We start from the raw sequence: 18153 nt of genomic DNA on the forward strand, positions 1-18153 counted from the left end.
CTTTCAAAGTAAGTTTTACAGCAGGGATTTTGACATTGTTTCTTCCTGTTATATCAAACATATATTGGTTTTTTAAAATGTGGGGTGAAAATTCGATTTATATAACTATAGCCATAATTGTTTTGATAGTTAAATTAATAATGTTCCTGTTCTCTGATTCAGATGAGAGGTATTTTAAAAGATAAAGTTTATGAAAAGAATTAGTTTAATTATATGCTTAATTGTGCTATCATGTAGCAATGAAAACAACTTTGATGGTTATTGGATGAATGAGTCTATAAGCTCATTTTATAAGATTGAAGACACTATTGCTATTAGGTATTTCTACAATAGAAAGCAGTACCAGAATTATTATGTTTTAAAGGATACATTTTATCTTGACCAGGAACAGAATACATTCAAAACTAAAACAGGAGCAAGTTGGGGAACCCTTGTTGACTTGAAGAGAATCCATGAGGACACATTGGTTTATAATTTTAATGAAAAACCAAGTTTGTGGCAAGATGGAACTGAAATTCCAAATGATAGAGGTTACTATTTTAGAACTGATGAAAAAACATTATTGAAAAGCCTATCTGAAAGATTTAATAATGGGTTTGATTAGGCTCACTTTTAAAAAATGAATACCAATATATTTCCTTTTCAAATAGGAGAACAATATGAGGAACATGAGTTTGAACTACAGGATTTTGATGTTAGGTTAATTGGAGATTATGAATATGACATATATGAATACAAAGGACTCAAAATCAACAGCTTATTAGGTTTTAATTTTTCAACAAATCCATTACTGTATTACAATGCTGATATTTTAGCAAGAGTTGATTATATGTTTAATTACATGTATTTTGATAGTTTACTAAAAAAGATTAATTCTTGTTTACCAGTAACAGATAAATTACAAATTGACCCATTTATTAAGTTTAACCCTGCATTTTACAGAGTAGGAGATTTAGCATTGGAAATATTGAGAAATGATAGTGAAAATGTAGTTTTAAGAGTTTCCCACTATCATCAATTTTTTATTTAATTATTAATTTGAAGGTGTACTTTAAGGTTTACCCCATTATGTTAGTAAATATGTAAATATAGGCTAATCCCAGTTGGTTAGAGCATTTGACTGTTAATCAAAGGGTCCTTGGTTCGAGCCCAAGAGGGGGAGCAAAACACAAATCCTTACTAGAAATAGTAAGGATTTTTTGCTTTATAAAGCTTTCCGGATAATAGCTTAGAAAACTACAATTTTTCACAAATTACAACGCGCCACTTATTATTATATATCACGCGACCATCTTTTTTAATATACGGTTGCATAGAGTCTAAAATTGTTTTGTACGATTTTTCAAAACCACTGTTTTCTATAGCTTTAGCAGCTGGTCCAGCAGACAATAAACCTTTCATTGCTACGTCAACATTTGGATATTCCCAAATAGATGTTATATCATTATTACTAGTGATTTTTAGTCCAATACTCTCAATAATACTTTCAAGTAATCTATTTTCAGAAAGCCCAAAAGGACCTCCTGAGTTAGGAGGCGCTGGAGGAAGTAAACTACCAATGGCTTTTAAGCAAGAGTTTGCTTCGCAGTCTTCTTTATTACCCCAAATCATTGTTACTAATCTTCCTTTGTTTTTTAATACTCTTTTTGCTTCTAAAAGTGCATTTTTGGTATCTGTTGCATATTGAAAAGAATTAAATCCACAAACAACATCAAAAGTATTATCAAGAAAAGGCAGTTTTTCCATTTCACCAACTGAAAATTTAACTTCTGGGCTTCGTTCATTTGCTTGTTCAATAAGTTCTTTACTTGCATCAATACCAGTAACATTTATACCTTGTTCGTTTACCATGTTACTAAAAAAACCTGTGCCACAGCCAATGTCTAGAAGTGTTTGATTGGTTTCTAAATTTAGTAATTGTAATGCATGTTTATACCCAGAAATGCCTGTTGGCTCTTGTATTTTAGCCCAATCTTTAGACTTCTGTCCCCAAAGTTTACCTTGAATCTCGCTTGATCCCATAATTAATTTAATTGGAAGTTTAATGAGCCTAATTTAGCGAATTTTCTTATAAAGAATTATGTGTATTATATTGTTTTTCAAAATATTACTAATTTTTCTAGAAGTATAATAAAAAGGAAGTATAAGTTTGTTTTTTTTAACAGTATTCATGTAATAGTCAGTAAAACAATGCATTAGGCTTTAATTTTGTATATTTGATAGTCTTCAGATTTATTGTTGGACAGCCTCCATCAATTTAATAACTATAAAAGCTAATTAAATGAAAACAATTAATTATTTATTAGTTGTCCTCGTATTTGCATTATTTTCATGTAATACTGAGGGCAAGAAAGAAGAAGCAACTTCAAAAGAAGAGTTGGCAGTTGTAGAAGAAACATCGAAAGAGGTAGAAAAAACAATTTTTGAAAAATTAGGGGGCGATGAAGGTGTTTCTGCTATTGTTGAAGATATCATTGCAAAGCATCTTGAGAATGATAAAATCAAACATTATTTTATTGCATTACAGAAAGATCCTGAATATTTTGAGAAATTTAAACAGCACGTAAAAGACTTTTTAGAAACAGGTACTGGTGGCGAACAAAAATACTCAGGTAGAGATATGGTTGCTGCTCATTCAGGTTTAAATATTTCAGAATCAGATTTTCTTGAAGCTATTGATGATATACTATTTGTATTAGATAGCCACAAAGTAGATAGAACTTCAAGAAATGAGTTACTTGCTACACTTTATTCTATGAAAGATGCTGTAATGAAAAAATAAGTAATCCATTTAGTACACAATATCTAATTGAAGGCACTATATTTCAATTAGATTTAGATGATTTAAATAATCAAAAAGTAAAAAAACCACTATAATTATAGTGGCTTTTTTACTTAAATAATGATAAATTATATTATTCTTTTTTCTTATAACGTAAAGCGCCAGTTTCAATTTTAATAGCGGTTCTTGCTAGAATCGTAAACACAAAAGCACCAAGTGCCCATATACCTACAGTTACTCCAATTTCAATACCTGTTGGAGTGTATTCTGCAATCTTACCATAAGGTCCAGGAATAAACCCAGGAACAATTAATCCGAATCCTTTTTCAATCCAAATTGCAATAAATAAAATAGTACATGCAAAAAAGAGCACTTTAAAATTATTTCTTAATTTATGGAAAGTTAGCATAACTGTTGCTATAACATTTAGAGTTATTGAAGTCCAAATCCAAGGTAGTAATGCAGTTTTACCATCTAATCCAAAAAACAGATAATAGGCACTTTCACTATGATGTGTTGGCGCATAAAACTCTTTAAACAACTCAGATATTAACATAATTAAATTAATTTGAGCAGCTACAGTTACTACCATAGCTAATTTTTTTAAAGTTTTATCTTCTATTTTAAATTCTGTAAAAGAACGTATCATAGCTAATACTAATATTATTAGTGCTGGACCAGCAGCAAAAGCCGATGCTAAAAAACGAGGACCTAATAAAGCATTATTCCAAAATGGTCGCGCTTGTAATCCTTGATATAAAAAAGCAGTCACTAAGTGAATAGCTACAGCCCAAAATACAGAAATTAGAGCTCCTGGTACATACACACTTTTTTTAGACTCCTTGCCTTGATAGTGTCTAAATAAGATGTAAAAAGGGATAGTTATGTTTAAAAATAAATAACCGTTAAGTACAATAACATCCCAGGTTAACATAGAATTTGGGAAGTTAAACACACCAATACCAGGAATCATATGCCATAAAACAGATGGACCTCCCATATCTGCAACCACAAATGCTAAACACATTATTAATGCAGCAACAGCAACACCTTCACCAATTAAAACAGCTTGTTTAAAGTCAACATCTTTTAAAACGTATGTTGGCATTACCAGCATTACAGCTGCAGCAGCAACACCTACTAGAAATGTAAAATTAGAAATATATAATCCCCAACTCACACGATCTGTCATTCCAGTAACACTCAATCCTTCTTCTAATTGAATGGAGTAGCAGTACATTCCTGCTAACATAATAAAGGTTAAAAACCCCATCCATAAATGGTAGGTTTTTGAACCATGTGTAATGACGTCTAAACTATCTTTTACTAAACTCTTAAAAACTTTAAGTCTTCTCATGTTGTATGTTTTAATCCATGAAATACCAGAACTTAGGCTCTGTACCAAGGTCTTCTTTTAATCGAAATACTTTTTTATTTGCTAATACCCAACGAATAGTACTATCAGGATCTAATAGATTCCCAAAAATACGAGCACCAGTTGGACAAGCTTCTACACATGCAGGATTTTTACCTGCTCTAGAACGTTGTACACAAAATGTACATTTTTCCATTACACCTTTTTTACGTAATCGGTTTCCTAGGTAGTGCTGGTTTTTATTTACTTCATTTTCTGGAACTTCAGGTTTACTCCAGTTGAATCGTCTACCATCGTAAGGGCAAGCAGCCATACAATAACGACATCCAACACACCAATCGTAATCAATAACAACTAAACCATCTTTTTCACGCCATGTAGCTTGTACAGGACATACATCTACACATGGAGGATTGTCACAATGGAAGCATTGTGTTCCCATGTAAAAATGACCTTGAGCTGGTACTTCGTGATAATAATTATCGTCAGCTTCATTAAAGTTAAAGCCCTTACCGTCTTTCATCTCATGAATACGAATGTATTGCATTTCCGATTTTCGATCTTGATTATTTTCTTCAACACATGCATTTATACAATCCATGTAACCTTGACATTTTGAGATGTTAAAGGCATAACCAAATAACACATCTTTTTCTGCATTTTTTGAAGACATACTAATGTTTTTCCCAGTTCTTAACTGGTAAGAACGTACTAGTCTATCAACAGTTTGCTTCTTTTCGTCATCTGTCATCAGTTTATAATTGCCCTTAAATTGCTCTTCCCAATCAATTTGTGCCTTTTCCTTGGTTTCATCACCAGCAATTACACTACAAGATGTACTGACTGCTCCAGCACCTATCATTAAACTAGCGGTTAGTTTTTTAAATGCTGAACGACGATCCATTTGTACATCAAATACCTGTTGAAAACCATCTTTTTTTGGAACTTCTCCAACCGAAGCTTCAACTGCAGCCGATAAAAATTCTTCATCACTCATTTCTTTATGTGAGTGACAACCACCAGAAGTTTTACCACAACCACAAGAGTGGTCTGTTTGCTTTTTGTTACTTAGGTTTAGAGAAAACCATTTTTTATTATTGTTGCTCATACCCTAATTAATTTCGTTCTTTAACTTTTTGTGTGTTATAGCGTACTGGCCATTTAGATTTAATATGTGGCTCGTGAGGATTATGACAGTTTACACAAGTCATAGATACTCTTGGAGGTGCCCAACTCTCTAAACGTTTTCCATGTGCACCACCAGTCCAATCTTTAAATTGTTTTTGGTGACATTGACTACAAAGTTGATAGCTATTATTAAAATCTATATTATTTCCAGTTAAGCTTTGTAAATGATCCATGTCATTACCATTATGACATGTTATACAGTTCATAGTTGATGAACTTGCGTGATTAATTTTTATATCCCAATGTGCTTTTTTAATGTCCTCACTTTGCATTTTAGATAATGGTTTACTGTGACATTCTGTACATGCATAAGATTTTATTTCGCCTTTGCGTTCTGGAATTAAAAAAGTAATTTCATTTTCGGTTACTTCTATGGTTTTTAAATGCTCTATATGTTTATCAGAAGTAATTGAAGTCCCTTGATAATTTTCACTTTCAGCATTAATTTTATCAGTAATACTATGGTATTCATTTTCATGATGCTTACAAGAAGTAGTGGTTAAAAGAAAAACCAGTACTAAAAACCAAAGTGTATTTATATTAAATTTATTCATTGTTTTTTCGTGTAAAGGCATTTATTTCAATAAGTTCTTTCGTGTCTGGTACGTGACATTGTCTACAGTTAACACGTTCTGGATGTGTTACTCTAATTTCTCTAGGTGCACTAGGGCCAGCATGACATGCTAAACAATTTTCACGTAATTGTGTTTGATGTGGAATTACAGGAGGACTTGTTAATAATGCATTGTTATTTCCTACTTCTGGAGCATTTACTTTAGCAAAATTTCCAGGTTTAAATAGTGTATTTGTATTTTGAGCCACATGACATTGCATACAGTTTACTAATTCTGGATGTGGTGTTACAGGAGTATAGGCATTGTATTTTTCAACAAAACCTCCATTGTCATGGCATTTTAAACAACTATTATCGCCAGCATTTTGGTGTTCATCAACTGGATGCGGAATACTAGGAGGTGCACCATGATAAGCTCTATTATCATAATAATCATCTAAAGATCGTTGGTGAGCAAAATCTGTTGGTATAGTGGCATAGTCCAATGCGTGTTCCGAACGTTTAAATACACCAGATTCTGATGGAATAGCATAAAGTGTCGTTTCTTCTTCTAAAGAGATATAGGCTTCCTCTTTACCTTGTTGATAACTATAATTCCACACTGCGATAAAAGCAGCGAATAATAGTACAAATAATGATATAATACCTAAGCGTTTCATAGTCTATACCTTTTCAACTTTAACAGCACATTTTTTATAATCTGGCTCTTTAGATATTGGACAGAATGCATCTAAGGTCACATCATTTATCATCATGTTTTCATCAAAAAACGGAACAAATACTTGCCCTTTTGTTGGTAACCCTCTTTCATTAATAGAAGCAGGTAATGTACATGAACCTCTTCTAGAGGTTACTTTTATTTTATCTCCATTTCTAATACCTAGTTTTGAGGCATCATCTGGATGAAATTCAACATATGCATGAGGAACCGCTTTATGTAATACAGGAATTCTTCTTGTCATTGATCCTGTATGCCAATGTTCAATAACACGACCAGTATTTAGCCAGAAAGGATATTCACTATCTGGAACTTCTGGTGCTGGTTCATATGGACGTTGCCATATTACAGCTTTACCATCAGGTTTTCCATAGAAATGGAAGTCTTTTCCATTATCACATGCTGGATCATATTCTGAGTTAAAACGCCATTGAGTAGATTTACCATCCACGTAAGGCCAAATAGCTCCTGATTGTTTTTTAAGAACCTCTAATGGTGCCATTTCATGCTTTGCACCAGCATGAAACTGTCTGTATTCATTATAGATTTCTTCAACATGATTTTCTTCTGAATAAGGGAATAAATCTCCATAACCCATACGTCTTGCAACTTCTATAGTCATCCACGCATCTGGAGTAGTTTCTCCTGGACCTTCTACCATTTTGTCCCAATGTTGTGTACGTCTTTCAGAGTTTCCATATAAACCACTTTTCTCGATATGCCATGATGCAGGTAATATTACATCTGCTACATCAGATGTAGGAGTTGGAAATACATCAGAAACAACCACAAAACAAGAGTCTTTTTCCATTCCTGGACGGTAACGACTTGTTTTTGGCAATGAAACTAGTGGGTTTGTTACTTGAGTCCAAATAAATTTAATATCTCCTCTATCTACAGCTCTAAACATTTCCGTAGCATGATATGTTGGTTTTGCAGGAATATGCTCTACAGGAACTTTCCATATTTTTGCTGCTAGTTCTCTATGCTTTTTATTCATCACAACACCTTTTGGTAGTTTGTGAGTAAAAGTTCCTACTTCACGTGCAGTACCACAAGCTGAAGGTTGACCAGTTAAAGAGAATGGACCATTTCCAGGTTGGGAAATTTTTCCAGTTAATAAATGGATGTTATACATAAGGTTATTCATCCAAGTACCTCTTGTGTGTTGGTTCATTCCCATACACCAATATGATACTACTTTTTTATTTGGATCACCATAAATAGCAGCTAGATACTTAATGTCTTTAACTGAAACTTTTGAATATTTTGCTACTTTTTCTGGTGTATAATCTTCTAAAAAGGTTTTGTATTCTTCAAAGCTAATTTTTGAAGGTTTGTCACTAAACTTATATTTATCCTCAAGACCATAACCCATATTTGTAAGGCCTTTACTAAAATTGATATGCTCATCAACAAACTTCTTATTCATCCATCCATTTTTGATGATTTCATAACAAATAGCATTAGCAACAGCTAAATCTGTTTGAGGCTCAAATAATATAGATTTATTTGATGCGGTACTAGAACGTGTTGTTCTTGTAGCAAAGTCAATAATTTTTGCACCTCTATTGTTTTTTTGCTCTAGCATTCTTGAAAATAATACTGGATGCATTTCTGCCATATTATTTCCCCAAGTAATAAAGTAATCAGCATGTTCAATATCTTCATAACAGCCCATTGGCTCGTCGGCACCAAAGGTTGTTAAAAAACCTGCAACAGCACTTGCCATACACAAGCGAGCATTACAATCTAAGTTATTAGTTCCAATAGCACCTTTCATTAACTTTGAAGCAACATATCCTTCTGGAATAGTTGACTGTCCAGAAGTGTACATTGCCACAGCATCTTTACCATGCGTGTCAATGGTCTCTTTCATTTTATTAGCAACAATATCTAAAGCTTCGTTAATTGGAGTTTTAACATAAGTGCCATTTTTCTTTACTAAAGCATGGGTTAATCTATCTCCAGATTGAATACACATGGTTTGGTGATATCCTTTTACACAAAGTAATCCTTTGTTAACTGAACAATTTGGATCACCTTTTACTGCAACAGCTTTACCTTTATCTACACCTACAAGTATACCACAGCCTACACCACAAAAGCGGCAAGGACCTTTTTTCCAATCAAAGTCTCCTTTAGGGAGACCTTCTTCTTGCTCGTCGGCAAATAAAATTCCTGGGAACATAGCAGCTGCAGCTGTTATAGCTGAAAGACGTGCCATTTTTTTAATAAAACTTCTTCTGTTTGATGTTGATGTAAACATAAGTTAATTTTTTATAGGTGTATTAAAACCAGATACTAATGCTAATAACTTGATGCTAGAAATAGCTTCTAATTTTTGCTTTAAAATGGTTTCTTGATTTTCGTCTTGAGTTTCGGTAACTAGAACTAATATGTTTTCGTTTTCGGCTGGAGTAACATCACATTCTGTGATAGCATTTAAACTTTTAATTAAGTTTTCTTTTTCGCCATCAACAGGATGAACTATATAGCTTTTTATCGGCATTGTTGGTTAAAATTAGTTAGTTGTTGAGTAACAAATTAATAATTAATTCAATATGATTTTTATGACATTCGTCATATTACATGTTTTTAGTAATTCGTTATATTTGTAAAGAAATAACGACTTGTTTTTTAAATTACAATTTAATTACCACACAATCAAATGATTAGCGTAAAAAATGCTTTAGGGAAAGTTGAGATGTTATCTAAGTTGACAGACACATTTAGAATTAATCTAAATAACTCTGTAGGCTATTATTTAGCAGAAGACATTATTTCTCCTATTAATATGCCTCCATTTAGGCAGTCGGCAATGGATGGTTATGCATTAAAGGCTCATAATGAGTTAGAGTATAAATTAGTAGGTGAAATTAAGGCAGGAGATTGTAATCATCCTAGTTTAAATTCGGGTGAAGCTATTAGAATATTTACTGGAGCAGCTGTTCCTGATTCTGCTAATGTAGTGATAATGCAAGAAAAGGTGTCATTAGTGGGTAATAACATTAAAATTGATGATAATGTTGTAGTTGGAAAAAATATTCGTCCAGCTGGAGAGCAAGTAACAAAAGGAAAGATAGCCTTAAAAGAAGGATCTAAGTTAACTCCAGCAGCTATTGGGTTTTTGGCGTCCTTAGGAATTAATAAAGTGTTAGTTTATAAAAAGCCTTCTATAGCTATTGTTACCACTGGTAATGAGCTGGTGAATCCTGGAGAATTGCTTAGTTATGGTCAGATATATGAAAGCAATTCAGGAATGTTATTTAGTGCTTTACAAAGTTTAGGATATACTAATATAAGTAAGCATAAAGTAAAAGACGATTATCAAAGTACATACAACTTATTGCAGCAAGTAATAATTAATAATGATGTTGTTATCATAACTGGAGGAATTTCGGTTGGAGATTATGATTTTGTGGGTAAAGCTTTAAATGAAATAGATGTTAAGCAAGTATTTTATAAGGTGAAACAAAAACCAGGTAAACCATTGTTTTTTGGTAAGAAAGATAAAACCACAATTTTTGCATTACCTGGTAATCCAGCAGCAGCCTTGAGTTGTTTTTATGTATATGTAAATACAGCACTTCAAATTTTATCTGGGAATATTGACTATAAAATACAAAAGGAAGGTAAAACATCTGTTTCTAATTTTATTAAGAAAGGGGATAGAGCACAGTTTTTAAAGGCTATTGTTATAAAAGATGAAGTAACTATTCTAGAGGGTCAAAGTTCAGCAATGCTTCAAACGTTTGCACATGCAAATGCTTTAGTTTTTGTGCCTGAAGAAGTATCACAAATAAACCAAGGTGATTTAGTTGAAATTATACGTTTACCAAATTTATAGCATTATGGATTATAAAATTAAAAGTCGTATTTGGATTGAATCTGGAGAACATGTGTTTTTAGGAGAAGGAAGAGTTCGTTTGCTAAAAGCAATTGCAGAAACAGGATCGCTTTCTAAAGCAGCAAAAGAATTAAAGATGTCTTATAAAAAAGCATGGACACTTTTAAATGCTATAAATACATCAGCTAAAAAACCAGTAGTTGTAACTAGTATTGGAGGAAAAAATGGAGGTGGTGCAGAACTAACAAAATATGGTGAGAACTTAATAGCCGTTTTTGACACCATTAATAAAGAATGTTGGACGTTTTTGGATACACAGTTAAAACAATTAAATGATATATGATTTTTGATATTGCTTACAATTGGCTGTTTTTATTAATTCTCCCAATAGTTGCTTTTTTATATGCAAGTGTTGGACATGGAGGCGCTAGTGGTTATTTAGCATTAATGGCGTTATTTTCTGTGGCACCAGAAACTATGAAACCTACTGCCTTATTACTTAATCTTTTTGTAGCAGGAATTTCATTTTACTACTATTACAAAGAAGGGTTTTTTAATAAAAAATTGTTTTTGGTATTTGCTTTAGCCTCTATACCTCTAGCTTTTTTAGGAGGGACTTTAGAAATTGATGCTTCGCTTTATAAAAAGATATTGGCAATATTATTGGTATTTGCCATTTTAAAAATGCTCAATGTTTTTGGTAAAGAAAATGATAGGGTTAAAAAGATAAAACTTTGGCAAGGGTTAATTGTAGGAGGAGTAATAGGTTTTTTCTCAGGGCTTATAGGAATTGGAGGAGGAATTATTTTAACACCAGTTATTTTATTGTTCCATTGGGGAAAAATGAAAGAAGCTGCAGCTGTATCTGCTTTGTTTATTTGGGTAAATTCAGCTTCAGGATTAATAGGACAATTAAGTAGTGGTGTGACTTTAGAAGCGCATTCGTTTTTACTTGTTGTTATTGCTTTAATTGGAGGTGCTTTAGGAGGTTATTTTGGGAGCAAGCGAATTAATAATTTGTATTTGCGATATATTTTAGCTTTTGTATTAGTTATTGCCTGTGTTAAATTGTATTTCACTTAGTATGATAGATAAAAAACACATAACAGGTATTATTCTAGCTGGAGGTAAAAGTTCCAGAATGGGAACAGATAAAGGATTTTTATTATTGAATAAAAAACCGTTTGTTAAATACAGTATTGATGCGCTAGAGCCTTTAGTATCTGAAATTATTATTGTTTCAGACAATGAAGCTTACGATGCTTTTGGTGTGAAACGAGTTGATGACATTATGAAAGATGCTGGACCTATAGCAGGAATATACTCTGGTTTAGTTGCATCTAAAAATGAATATAATATAATTTTAAGTTGTGATATTCCTTTAGTGAACTCAAATCTATTAAAGAAGTTAGTTTTAGCAATTGATGATATTTCAGAAATAATTCAAGTTGAAAGTAATGGTAAATCTATGCCATTAATTGCAATGTATAAGAAAGCGTGTAAGGACATATTTAAAGAAGTGTTTGACACAGGAGAACGGAGATTAAGAATGGCAATAAAAGCTTGTAATTCAAAAAATATAACATTAGAAACAAAAGAAGAAGTATTGACAACTAATGTTAATACAAAAGACCAATTTAAAACCGTTGAAAATGAATATAACCGTTAAATATTTTGGGCAAATTGCCGAAGTGACTCAACTAGAGGAAGAGGTTGTTGAGTTTTCAGGAAATTTAATTTCCGAATTTTTAGAAGTACTATATTCTAAATATAGCTTATTAAAAAATAAAGATTTTCAAGTGGCTCAAAATCAAGAGTTGGTTTTAGATACAACTGAAGTTTCTGGAGCAGAAATAGCTTTATTACCACCATTTGCTGGAGGATAATTATGGAAGATAGATATAGTAGACATATAATTTTATCAGAAATAGGTCAAGAAGGTCAAGATAAACTTTCAAGAGCTAAAGTACTTGTTGTTGGAGCAGGAGGTTTAGGCTGTCCTGTATTACAATATTTGGCAGCAGCTGGAGTTGGAACACTTGGTATCATTGATTTTGATGTAGTTGAAATATCAAATCTACAACGACAAGTACTATTTGGAACGTCGTCTATAGGAAAAAACAAAGCCATAGCAGCAAAAGAACGATTATTAGATTTAAACAATTCGATTTCTATCAACGCTTATACAGAAAAGCTTACTTGTAAAAATGCGTTAAGCATGTTTAATCAGTATGATATTGTTGTAGATGGTACCGATAATTTTGAGACACGCTATTTAATAAATGATGCTGCAGTAATTACAGGAAAACCACTGGTTTTTGGAGCTATATATAAGTTTGAAGGACAAGTATCTGTTTTTAATTACAAAGAAGGGCCTAGTTATCGTTGTGTATTTCCAAAGCCTCCTAAAAAAGATGCTGTGCCTAATTGTTCCGAAATTGGAGTAATAGGTGTTTTACCAGGAATAATAGGAGCTATGCAAGCTAATGAGGTCTTGAAAATTATATTAGGATTAGGACAAGTACTGTCAGGAAAATTATTGTGTTATAACGCATTGACACTTCAAAATTCAGTTTTAAAAATAAACCGTTCTGAAGCTATAATAGCATCGGTTTTAAAAGATAAAGCTCATTTTAAGAATAAACAAGAAGCATTTGTCTGTGAAACACAAGTTAAAAATGTTTCAATAAGTGAATTCTTAAATCAAGATAATATTCAGTTTATTGATGTGAGAGAATTACACGAACAACCAAAAGTAGAAGGGTTAGAGGTTGAACAAATACCATTAAGTGAATTAGAGTTTAATTTACAGAAAATAGACAATAACAAAAAACAAGCTGTTTTTTGTCAATCAGGAATTAGAAGTAAACAAGCAGTTAAAGTATTGCAAGCACATGGCATATTAAATTGTGTTAGCGTTACTGAAGGTGCTTCACAAATAAATAAGATTATACAAAAACATTATAAAATAGTATCAAATGAAAGATAGAAAGCCTAAAAATGTATTTCGAGAAGGTGCAATTTCATCAGAGTTTATAGCAAATTCAATTGCAAAACATCAAAGCAAGACAAGTATTGGTGCACATAACATTTTTTTAGGGCAAGTACGTGCTGATGTTGTTGAAGATAAAACCGTTGCTGCTATTGAGTACACTGCTTATGAAGATATGGCGAATCAAAAAATGCATGATATTCGTGAGGCAGCTTTTGAAAAGTTTGAGTTAACATGTATGCATATTTACCATAGTTTAGGAACTGTAAAATCTGGAGAAATTTGCTTGTTTGTATTTGTGTCTTCTCCAAGAAGAAAAATGGTATTTGAAGCTTTAGAGTTTATTGTAGAAGCAATAAAAGCCGATGTACCTGTATTTGGAAAAGAGATTTTTGAAGATAGTTCACATCAATGGAAAGTTAATAGTTAGAGCAATGGTAGATATAACACATAAAAGTACCACATTAAGAACAGCTATAGCACAAGCAGTTGTAAAAGTAAGTAAGCCAGAAACTATTGCGGCAATCTTAAACGATACGGTTCCAAAAGGAAATGTATTTGCTATGAGTAAAGCAGCAGGATTATTAGGAGTAAAGCGTACACCAGATATTTTACCAGATTGTCATCCTTTGCCTATTGAATTTACTGGAGTTGAATATGAAATAAATGATTTAGAAATTACAGTTTTGTTTACTGTAAAAACAATTTATAAAACTGGTGTTGAGGTAGAAGCGATGCATGGAGCAAGTGTAGTAGCTTTGAATATGTATGATATGCTAAAACCAATAGATAAAGGCATAGAGATACACGAAATAAAATTATTAAAGAAAAAAGGAGGTAAGTCCGATTTTAAAGATCGTTTTAGAAAAGATTTAAAAGCAGCTGTTATTGTATGTTCAGATACTATATCTGCAGGACAAAAAGAAGATAAGGCAGGAAAAGCTATTATTGAAAAATTAGAGTCTTGTGAAGTTAAAATATCAGATTATATTATTATTCCAGATGAAAAGATAGTTATTCAAGAAAAGGTAAAATACTATCAAGATCAAGGAGTAGATTTGGTGATTTATACTGGAGGTACTGGACTTTCAGGGCGTGATGTTACTCCTGAAGCTTTGTTGCCATTATTAGATAGACGTATTCCTGGAATAGAAGAGGCAATCCGTAATTACGGTCAAGACCGCACACCATATTCAATGCTTTCAAGAAGTGTTGCGGGAACCATAAAAGATACACTTGTTTTAGCTTTACCAGGATCAACAAATGGCGCTAAAGAATCAATGGATGCTATTTTTCCATCGGTTTTACATGTGTTTAGAATATTAAAAGGAGCAAGACACGATTAAATGATAAAAACAAATACCATATTACAAGATACTTTTGGAAGAGTGCATACGTATTTGCGTATTTCGTTAATTGAGCGCTGTAATTTACGTTGTACTTATTGCATGCCTGAAGAAGGTGTGCAATTGTCACCTAAAAATAAACTTATGTCGTATGAGGAGGTTTACGACATTGCAAAAACCTTTGTGGATAATGGTGTTACTAAAATACGATTAACAGGAGGTGAACCTTTAATTAGAAAGGATTTTCCTGTTATTTTAGAGAAACTAGCGTCTTTACCAATAGAGTTGTCTATTACATCAAATGCAGTGATTATAGATAAACATATTAATGTTTTAAAATCAAATGGCGTAAAGAATATTAATATAAGTTTAGACTCTCTAGATAGAGAAAAGTTTAAACATATAACGCGTCGTGATAACTTTGAAAAAGTATATAACAATATTTTACTTTTAGTAAAAGAAGGTTTTAATGTTAAGGTAAATGCGGTCTTAATGAAAGACTTTAACGATAATGAAATTATAGATTTTATCGAGTTTACTAAAGACCTTCCAATTTCATTTCGCTTTATAGAGTTTATGCCTTTTGATGGTAATAAATGGGATGCCTCTAAAATGGTATCTTATAAAGAAATTATGGATTGTGTTAATACAGCTTTTTCTAAAGATAAGATTGAACGCTTACAAGATGCACCTAATGATACTGCAAAAAACTATAAGATTAAAGGCTATAAAGGAAGCTTTGCTATTATTAGTTCGGTAACAAATCCATTTTGTGATTCTTGTAATCGTTTGCGATTAACAGCAAATGGACAACTTAAAAACTGTTTATTTTCTGCTAAAGAATCTGATTTATTAACTACACTAAGGCAAGGAAAATCAATTGAACCAATTATTCAAAAAGCAGTTCAAGGAAAATTAAAAATGCGAGGTGGAATGAATACAATAGAAAAGCTTCAAAATCCACAATTGCACACTAAAAATAGAAGTATGACTGCTATTGGAGGTTAATTAGGTTTAATCTTTATATTTTTTCAATTTTAATTCTAACATCAACAGCAGTGATACAATTTCCTTTTGCAATTAAAGGATTAATATCCATTTCTGTAATTTCTGGAGCTGTTTCAACGAGTGCTGATACACGTTGAATAACATCAATAAAAACGTTTTCATCAATTCCTTTTTTACCGCGTGTACCTTTTATGAGTTTATAACCTTTTAGAGATTTAATCATTTTTTGAATTTCAGGCTTTGATAAAGGGCTTAATCCAGCAACCACATCTTTCATTACTTCAATGTAAATACCACCTAAACCACATAAAATGGTATGATTAAAACCTGGTTCTTTTTTTATCCCAACAAATAGCTCTAAACCACTAAGCATAGGTTGTATTAATACTGCAGAAGCATCATTTATGGACATAAGTGTATCAAAATGTTTCGAAACTTCTTCTAACGAGCTAACATTTAGTATTACACCTTGTGCATCCGATTTGTGTAAAGGACCAACCACTTTCATTACCAGAGGAAAGTTCATTTTTGCTGCTTTTGAAAGTAAGATGTCTTTATTGGATTCAATTACCTCTTCCGCTCTAGAAATACCTGCAGCATCTAATAAATGAGAAGCTTTTGTAGGTGATAAGTATCCAGATGGTGACGATTCAATTAATTCTCTAACTTCGTTAGTGTTAATTTCTGGAAGATGAATATTTTCTGGAATTGATACTTGTGTTTTATAAACTTGTGCTAAGGCTTTTCCTAAAACAACTTCGTCAGGAAAATTAATGTTTCCTTTTTCTAGGAATGTGTTTATTTCTTTGCGAGCATTAATTACCGATGGTAAAACAGGAAAAATAGGCTTTTTACAAATATCTAATTTTACACTTAATACATTATATACATTTTCAACATCAAAAAGACCTGGGCTTCCAAATACCACAATCATAGCGTCAATATGATCAAATTTATGTTCACAATAATCAATGATAATACTTAATTGCTCCGCTGTTCCTGTAGCTAAAAAATCAATAGGATTACTTACTGAAGAACCAGGAAATAAAAAACTTTCTAACGATTTAGCATCTTCGCCTTCAATAATAGGAATTTCTAAACCACCTTTTGATAATTCATCCGATAACATTACCGCAGAACCTCCAGCGTGTGTTATAATAGCAATTCGTTTTCCTTTTAGTGCTTTGTAATTAAAAATTGAAGCAACGCTTAGTAGTTCTTCTCTACTACTACAATATACAATTCCAGCTTTTTTAAATAGAGCTCTTACTGTCATGTCCGAACTAGCAATAGCTCCTGTGTGAGAAGATGCAGCTCTACTACCTTCGGCAGTACTTCCAGCTTTAATAGCTGCAATTTTTGCACCTTTTTTTATTAATGATGTAGCATGTTTTAAAAGCTTTTGAGGATTGTTTATAGCTTCTAAGTATAATAACTTTATTTGCGAATCTTCTTCTGGATTATAGTTTAAATCCATATACTCAAGTATATCTTCTGGACTTGTTTGCATGCCATTTCCAACCGAATATACATTGGCAAATTTTACGCCTAATGTCATACCAGCTTCCATAATAAATACAGCAGTAGCTCCTGAGCTTGAAATTAAGTCACAACCACCTTTATTGTATTTTGGAATAGGTGTAGTAAAAACACCTTTGTAATTTTTGTTTAAAACACCAATGCAATTTGGACCAATTAAACACCCATTAACACTATCTACTAAGTCAGCAATTTCTTTTTCTAATTGTTGCCCTTTGTTATTAGATTCGGAAAACCCAGCAGAAATAATAATAAATGCTTTTGTATTTTTTTGATGTGCTAATACGTTAACTGCTTCCAAACAATATTTTGAAGGAATAGCTAAAATTGCCAAATCTGTATTTGGAATATCGTTAACAGAAGCATAGCTTTTTAAGCCTTGAACTTTGTCTTCCTTAGGGTTTACGACACTTAAAGAACCTTTGAAGTTGCCTTCAAGAATGTTTTTTACAATCTTTCCTCCAGGTTTTTTATAATCGTTAGAACCACCAATAATAACAATACTATTAGGGTTTATTAGTTGTTTGTTTAACATGTTAGGTGTTTTGGCAAAAATAAGGTCAGACAGCTTTTTATTAAATGATATATATCATGAGTTAAAAAGAATTGAGAATAATAGAAAAAGCCCATGAAAATGTTGAACTTTTTTTGAGTAATAGTGTTATATTGTGCCTTAAATTTTTTAAATAATTGTTGATTTTGTTTTAAATACAACATTAACAATGTGTTATGTGTTAAATAATAGAATTTTCCTGTTATTTGTTATAACTAAACAGACTAG

At 32.1% G+C, this 18153-nt stretch carries 20 protein-coding genes and 1 tRNA gene; 13 read left to right on the forward strand and 8 right to left on the reverse strand.

What is annotated here, in order from left to right; translation table 11 throughout:
- Positions 1-190 precede the first annotated feature (190 nt).
- From ACLII3_RS07365 to ACLII3_RS07375, 3 genes are all read left to right on the forward strand, one after another.
- Positions 191-604: a hypothetical protein gene (locus ACLII3_RS07365; protein WP_412987695.1), complete on the forward strand. Its 414-nt coding sequence runs from the start codon at positions 191-193 to the stop codon at positions 602-604.
- 15 nt (positions 605-619) lie between these two features.
- Positions 620-1030, forward strand: coding sequence for a hypothetical protein (locus tag ACLII3_RS07370; RefSeq protein WP_412987697.1), 411 nt, complete (start codon positions 620-622; stop codon positions 1028-1030).
- 63 nt (positions 1031-1093) lie between these two features.
- Positions 1094-1161, forward strand: a tRNA-Asn gene (locus tag ACLII3_RS07375).
- A 75-nt stretch (positions 1162-1236) separates the two neighbouring features.
- On the opposite strand, the gene ACLII3_RS07380 is transcribed toward ACLII3_RS07375, so the two are convergent.
- Positions 1237-2022, reverse strand: coding sequence for a class I SAM-dependent methyltransferase (locus ACLII3_RS07380; protein WP_412987699.1), 786 nt, complete (start codon positions 2020-2022; stop codon positions 1237-1239).
- A gap of 259 nt (positions 2023-2281) precedes the next feature.
- On the opposite strand from ACLII3_RS07380, the gene ACLII3_RS07385 reads away from it, so the two are divergent.
- Positions 2282-2782: a group I truncated hemoglobin gene (locus ACLII3_RS07385; RefSeq protein ID WP_412987700.1), complete on the forward strand. Its 501-nt coding sequence runs from the start codon at positions 2282-2284 to the stop codon at positions 2780-2782.
- A 133-nt stretch (positions 2783-2915) separates the two neighbouring features.
- On the opposite strand, the gene dsrP is transcribed toward ACLII3_RS07385, so the two are convergent.
- Genes dsrP through ACLII3_RS07415 form a run of 6 tightly spaced genes read right to left on the reverse strand, consistent with a single transcriptional unit; the run spans position 2916 to position 9149 of the window.
- Complete coding sequence (gene dsrP, locus ACLII3_RS07390) at positions 2916-4139, reverse strand: sulfate reduction electron transfer complex DsrMKJOP subunit DsrP (protein WP_412987702.1); 1224 nt, start codon at positions 4137-4139, stop codon at positions 2916-2918.
- A 10-nt stretch (positions 4140-4149) separates the two neighbouring features.
- On the reverse strand, positions 4150-5265 hold the full coding sequence (locus tag ACLII3_RS07395; protein ID WP_412987703.1) for a 4Fe-4S dicluster domain-containing protein: 1116 nt from the start codon (positions 5263-5265) through the stop codon (positions 4150-4152).
- Between the two features lie 7 nt (positions 5266-5272).
- Positions 5273-5899, reverse strand: coding sequence for a cytochrome C (locus ACLII3_RS07400; protein ID WP_412987705.1), 627 nt, complete (start codon positions 5897-5899; stop codon positions 5273-5275).
- On the reverse strand, positions 5892-6578 hold the full coding sequence (locus ACLII3_RS07405) for a nitrate reductase cytochrome c-type subunit (protein ID WP_412987707.1): 687 nt from the start codon (positions 6576-6578) through the stop codon (positions 5892-5894). The genes ACLII3_RS07400 and ACLII3_RS07405 overlap by 8 nt, the downstream gene beginning before the upstream one ends.
- Before the next feature lie 3 nt (positions 6579-6581).
- Entirely contained in the window at positions 6582-8906 is a 2325-nt protein-coding gene (locus ACLII3_RS07410) for a molybdopterin-dependent oxidoreductase (protein WP_412987709.1), read from the reverse strand.
- 3 nt (positions 8907-8909) lie between these two features.
- Entirely contained in the window at positions 8910-9149 is a 240-nt protein-coding gene (locus ACLII3_RS07415; RefSeq protein WP_412987710.1) for a hypothetical protein, read from the reverse strand.
- A gap of 159 nt (positions 9150-9308) precedes the next feature.
- Between ACLII3_RS07415 and glp the strand changes: the two genes are divergently transcribed.
- From glp to moaA, 9 genes are read left to right on the forward strand one after another with little or no spacing between them, the layout of a single operon-like run.
- On the forward strand, positions 9309-10487 hold the full coding sequence (gene glp / locus ACLII3_RS07420) for a gephyrin-like molybdotransferase Glp (protein ID WP_412987712.1): 1179 nt from the start codon (positions 9309-9311) through the stop codon (positions 10485-10487).
- Between the two features lie 4 nt (positions 10488-10491).
- The gene (locus ACLII3_RS07425) at positions 10492-10830 is read left to right on the forward strand and encodes a winged helix-turn-helix domain-containing protein (RefSeq protein ID WP_412987714.1); all 339 of its coding nucleotides are present in this window, start codon (positions 10492-10494) and stop codon (positions 10828-10830) included.
- Positions 10827-11570: a sulfite exporter TauE/SafE family protein gene (locus ACLII3_RS07430; protein WP_412987715.1), complete on the forward strand. Its 744-nt coding sequence runs from the start codon at positions 10827-10829 to the stop codon at positions 11568-11570. Before ACLII3_RS07425 ends, ACLII3_RS07430 begins: the two co-directional genes overlap by 4 nt.
- Before the next feature lies 1 nt (position 11571).
- The gene (locus tag ACLII3_RS07435) at positions 11572-12156 is read left to right on the forward strand and encodes a molybdenum cofactor guanylyltransferase (protein ID WP_412987717.1); all 585 of its coding nucleotides are present in this window, start codon (positions 11572-11574) and stop codon (positions 12154-12156) included.
- Complete coding sequence (locus tag ACLII3_RS07440; protein WP_412987719.1) at positions 12140-12373, forward strand: MoaD/ThiS family protein; 234 nt, start codon at positions 12140-12142, stop codon at positions 12371-12373. Before ACLII3_RS07435 ends, ACLII3_RS07440 begins: the two co-directional genes overlap by 17 nt.
- A 2-nt stretch (positions 12374-12375) precedes the next feature.
- Positions 12376-13476 (forward strand): molybdopterin-synthase adenylyltransferase MoeB, encoded by a 1101-nt coding sequence (gene moeB, locus ACLII3_RS07445; RefSeq protein WP_412987720.1) that lies wholly within the window; start codon positions 12376-12378, stop codon positions 13474-13476.
- Complete coding sequence (locus tag ACLII3_RS07450) at positions 13466-13909, forward strand: molybdenum cofactor biosynthesis protein MoaE (RefSeq protein ID WP_412987722.1); 444 nt, start codon at positions 13466-13468, stop codon at positions 13907-13909. The genes moeB and ACLII3_RS07450 overlap by 11 nt, the downstream gene beginning before the upstream one ends.
- Before the next feature lie 4 nt (positions 13910-13913).
- Positions 13914-14825, forward strand: a complete 912-nt coding sequence (moaCB, locus tag ACLII3_RS07455; RefSeq protein ID WP_412987723.1) for a bifunctional molybdenum cofactor biosynthesis protein MoaC/MoaB — start codon at positions 13914-13916, stop codon at positions 14823-14825.
- Positions 14826-15833 carry a GTP 3',8-cyclase MoaA gene (moaA, locus tag ACLII3_RS07460; protein WP_412987725.1) on the forward strand — a complete coding sequence of 336 codons (1008 nt, stop codon included), beginning with the start codon at positions 14826-14828 and terminating at the stop codon, positions 15831-15833.
- Between the two features lie 13 nt (positions 15834-15846).
- Here moaA and ACLII3_RS07465 read toward each other — a convergent pair whose 3' ends face one another.
- Positions 15847-17907 (reverse strand): acetate--CoA ligase family protein, encoded by a 2061-nt coding sequence (locus ACLII3_RS07465; RefSeq protein ID WP_412987727.1) that lies wholly within the window; start codon positions 17905-17907, stop codon positions 15847-15849.
- Between the last annotated feature and the right edge of the window lie 246 nt (positions 17908-18153).

Source organism: Pontimicrobium sp. IMCC45349 (assembly GCF_047219225.1).
In the GTDB taxonomy this organism is placed as follows: Bacteria; Bacteroidota; Bacteroidia; order Flavobacteriales; family Flavobacteriaceae; genus IMCC45349.

Excerpts from the sequence above, each read along its gene's own strand:
- ACLII3_RS07365 (WP_412987695.1), top strand. The coding sequence starts at position 191 with ATGAAAAGAATTAGTTTAATTATATGCTTAATTGTGCTATCATGTAGC.
- ACLII3_RS07370 (WP_412987697.1), top strand. The coding sequence starts at position 620 with ATGAATACCAATATATTTCCTTTTCAAATAGGAGAACAATATGAGGAA.
- ACLII3_RS07380 (WP_412987699.1), bottom strand. The coding sequence starts at position 2,022 with ATGGGATCAAGCGAGATTCAAGGTAAACTTTGGGGACAGAAGTCTAAA.
- ACLII3_RS07385 (WP_412987700.1), top strand. The coding sequence starts at position 2,282 with ATGAAAACAATTAATTATTTATTAGTTGTCCTCGTATTTGCATTATTT.
- dsrP (WP_412987702.1), bottom strand. The coding sequence starts at position 4,139 with ATGAGAAGACTTAAAGTTTTTAAGAGTTTAGTAAAAGATAGTTTAGAC.
- ACLII3_RS07395 (WP_412987703.1), bottom strand. The coding sequence starts at position 5,265 with ATGAGCAACAATAATAAAAAATGGTTTTCTCTAAACCTAAGTAACAAA.
- ACLII3_RS07400 (WP_412987705.1), bottom strand. The coding sequence starts at position 5,899 with ATGAATAAATTTAATATAAATACACTTTGGTTTTTAGTACTGGTTTTT.
- ACLII3_RS07405 (WP_412987707.1), bottom strand. The coding sequence starts at position 6,578 with ATGAAACGCTTAGGTATTATATCATTATTTGTACTATTATTCGCTGCT.
- ACLII3_RS07410 (WP_412987709.1), bottom strand. The coding sequence starts at position 8,906 with ATGTTTACATCAACATCAAACAGAAGAAGTTTTATTAAAAAAATGGCA.
- ACLII3_RS07415 (WP_412987710.1), bottom strand. The coding sequence starts at position 9,149 with ATGCCGATAAAAAGCTATATAGTTCATCCTGTTGATGGCGAAAAAGAA.
- glp (WP_412987712.1), top strand. The coding sequence starts at position 9,309 with ATGATTAGCGTAAAAAATGCTTTAGGGAAAGTTGAGATGTTATCTAAG.
- ACLII3_RS07425 (WP_412987714.1), top strand. The coding sequence starts at position 10,492 with ATGGATTATAAAATTAAAAGTCGTATTTGGATTGAATCTGGAGAACAT.
- ACLII3_RS07430 (WP_412987715.1), top strand. The coding sequence starts at position 10,827 with ATGATTTTTGATATTGCTTACAATTGGCTGTTTTTATTAATTCTCCCA.
- ACLII3_RS07435 (WP_412987717.1), top strand. The coding sequence starts at position 11,572 with ATGATAGATAAAAAACACATAACAGGTATTATTCTAGCTGGAGGTAAA.
- ACLII3_RS07440 (WP_412987719.1), top strand. The coding sequence starts at position 12,140 with ATGAATATAACCGTTAAATATTTTGGGCAAATTGCCGAAGTGACTCAA.
- moeB (WP_412987720.1), top strand. The coding sequence starts at position 12,376 with ATGGAAGATAGATATAGTAGACATATAATTTTATCAGAAATAGGTCAA.
- ACLII3_RS07450 (WP_412987722.1), top strand. The coding sequence starts at position 13,466 with ATGAAAGATAGAAAGCCTAAAAATGTATTTCGAGAAGGTGCAATTTCA.
- moaCB (WP_412987723.1), top strand. The coding sequence starts at position 13,914 with ATGGTAGATATAACACATAAAAGTACCACATTAAGAACAGCTATAGCA.
- moaA (WP_412987725.1), top strand. The coding sequence starts at position 14,826 with ATGATAAAAACAAATACCATATTACAAGATACTTTTGGAAGAGTGCAT.
- ACLII3_RS07465 (WP_412987727.1), bottom strand. The coding sequence starts at position 17,907 with ATGTTAAACAAACAACTAATAAACCCTAATAGTATTGTTATTATTGGT.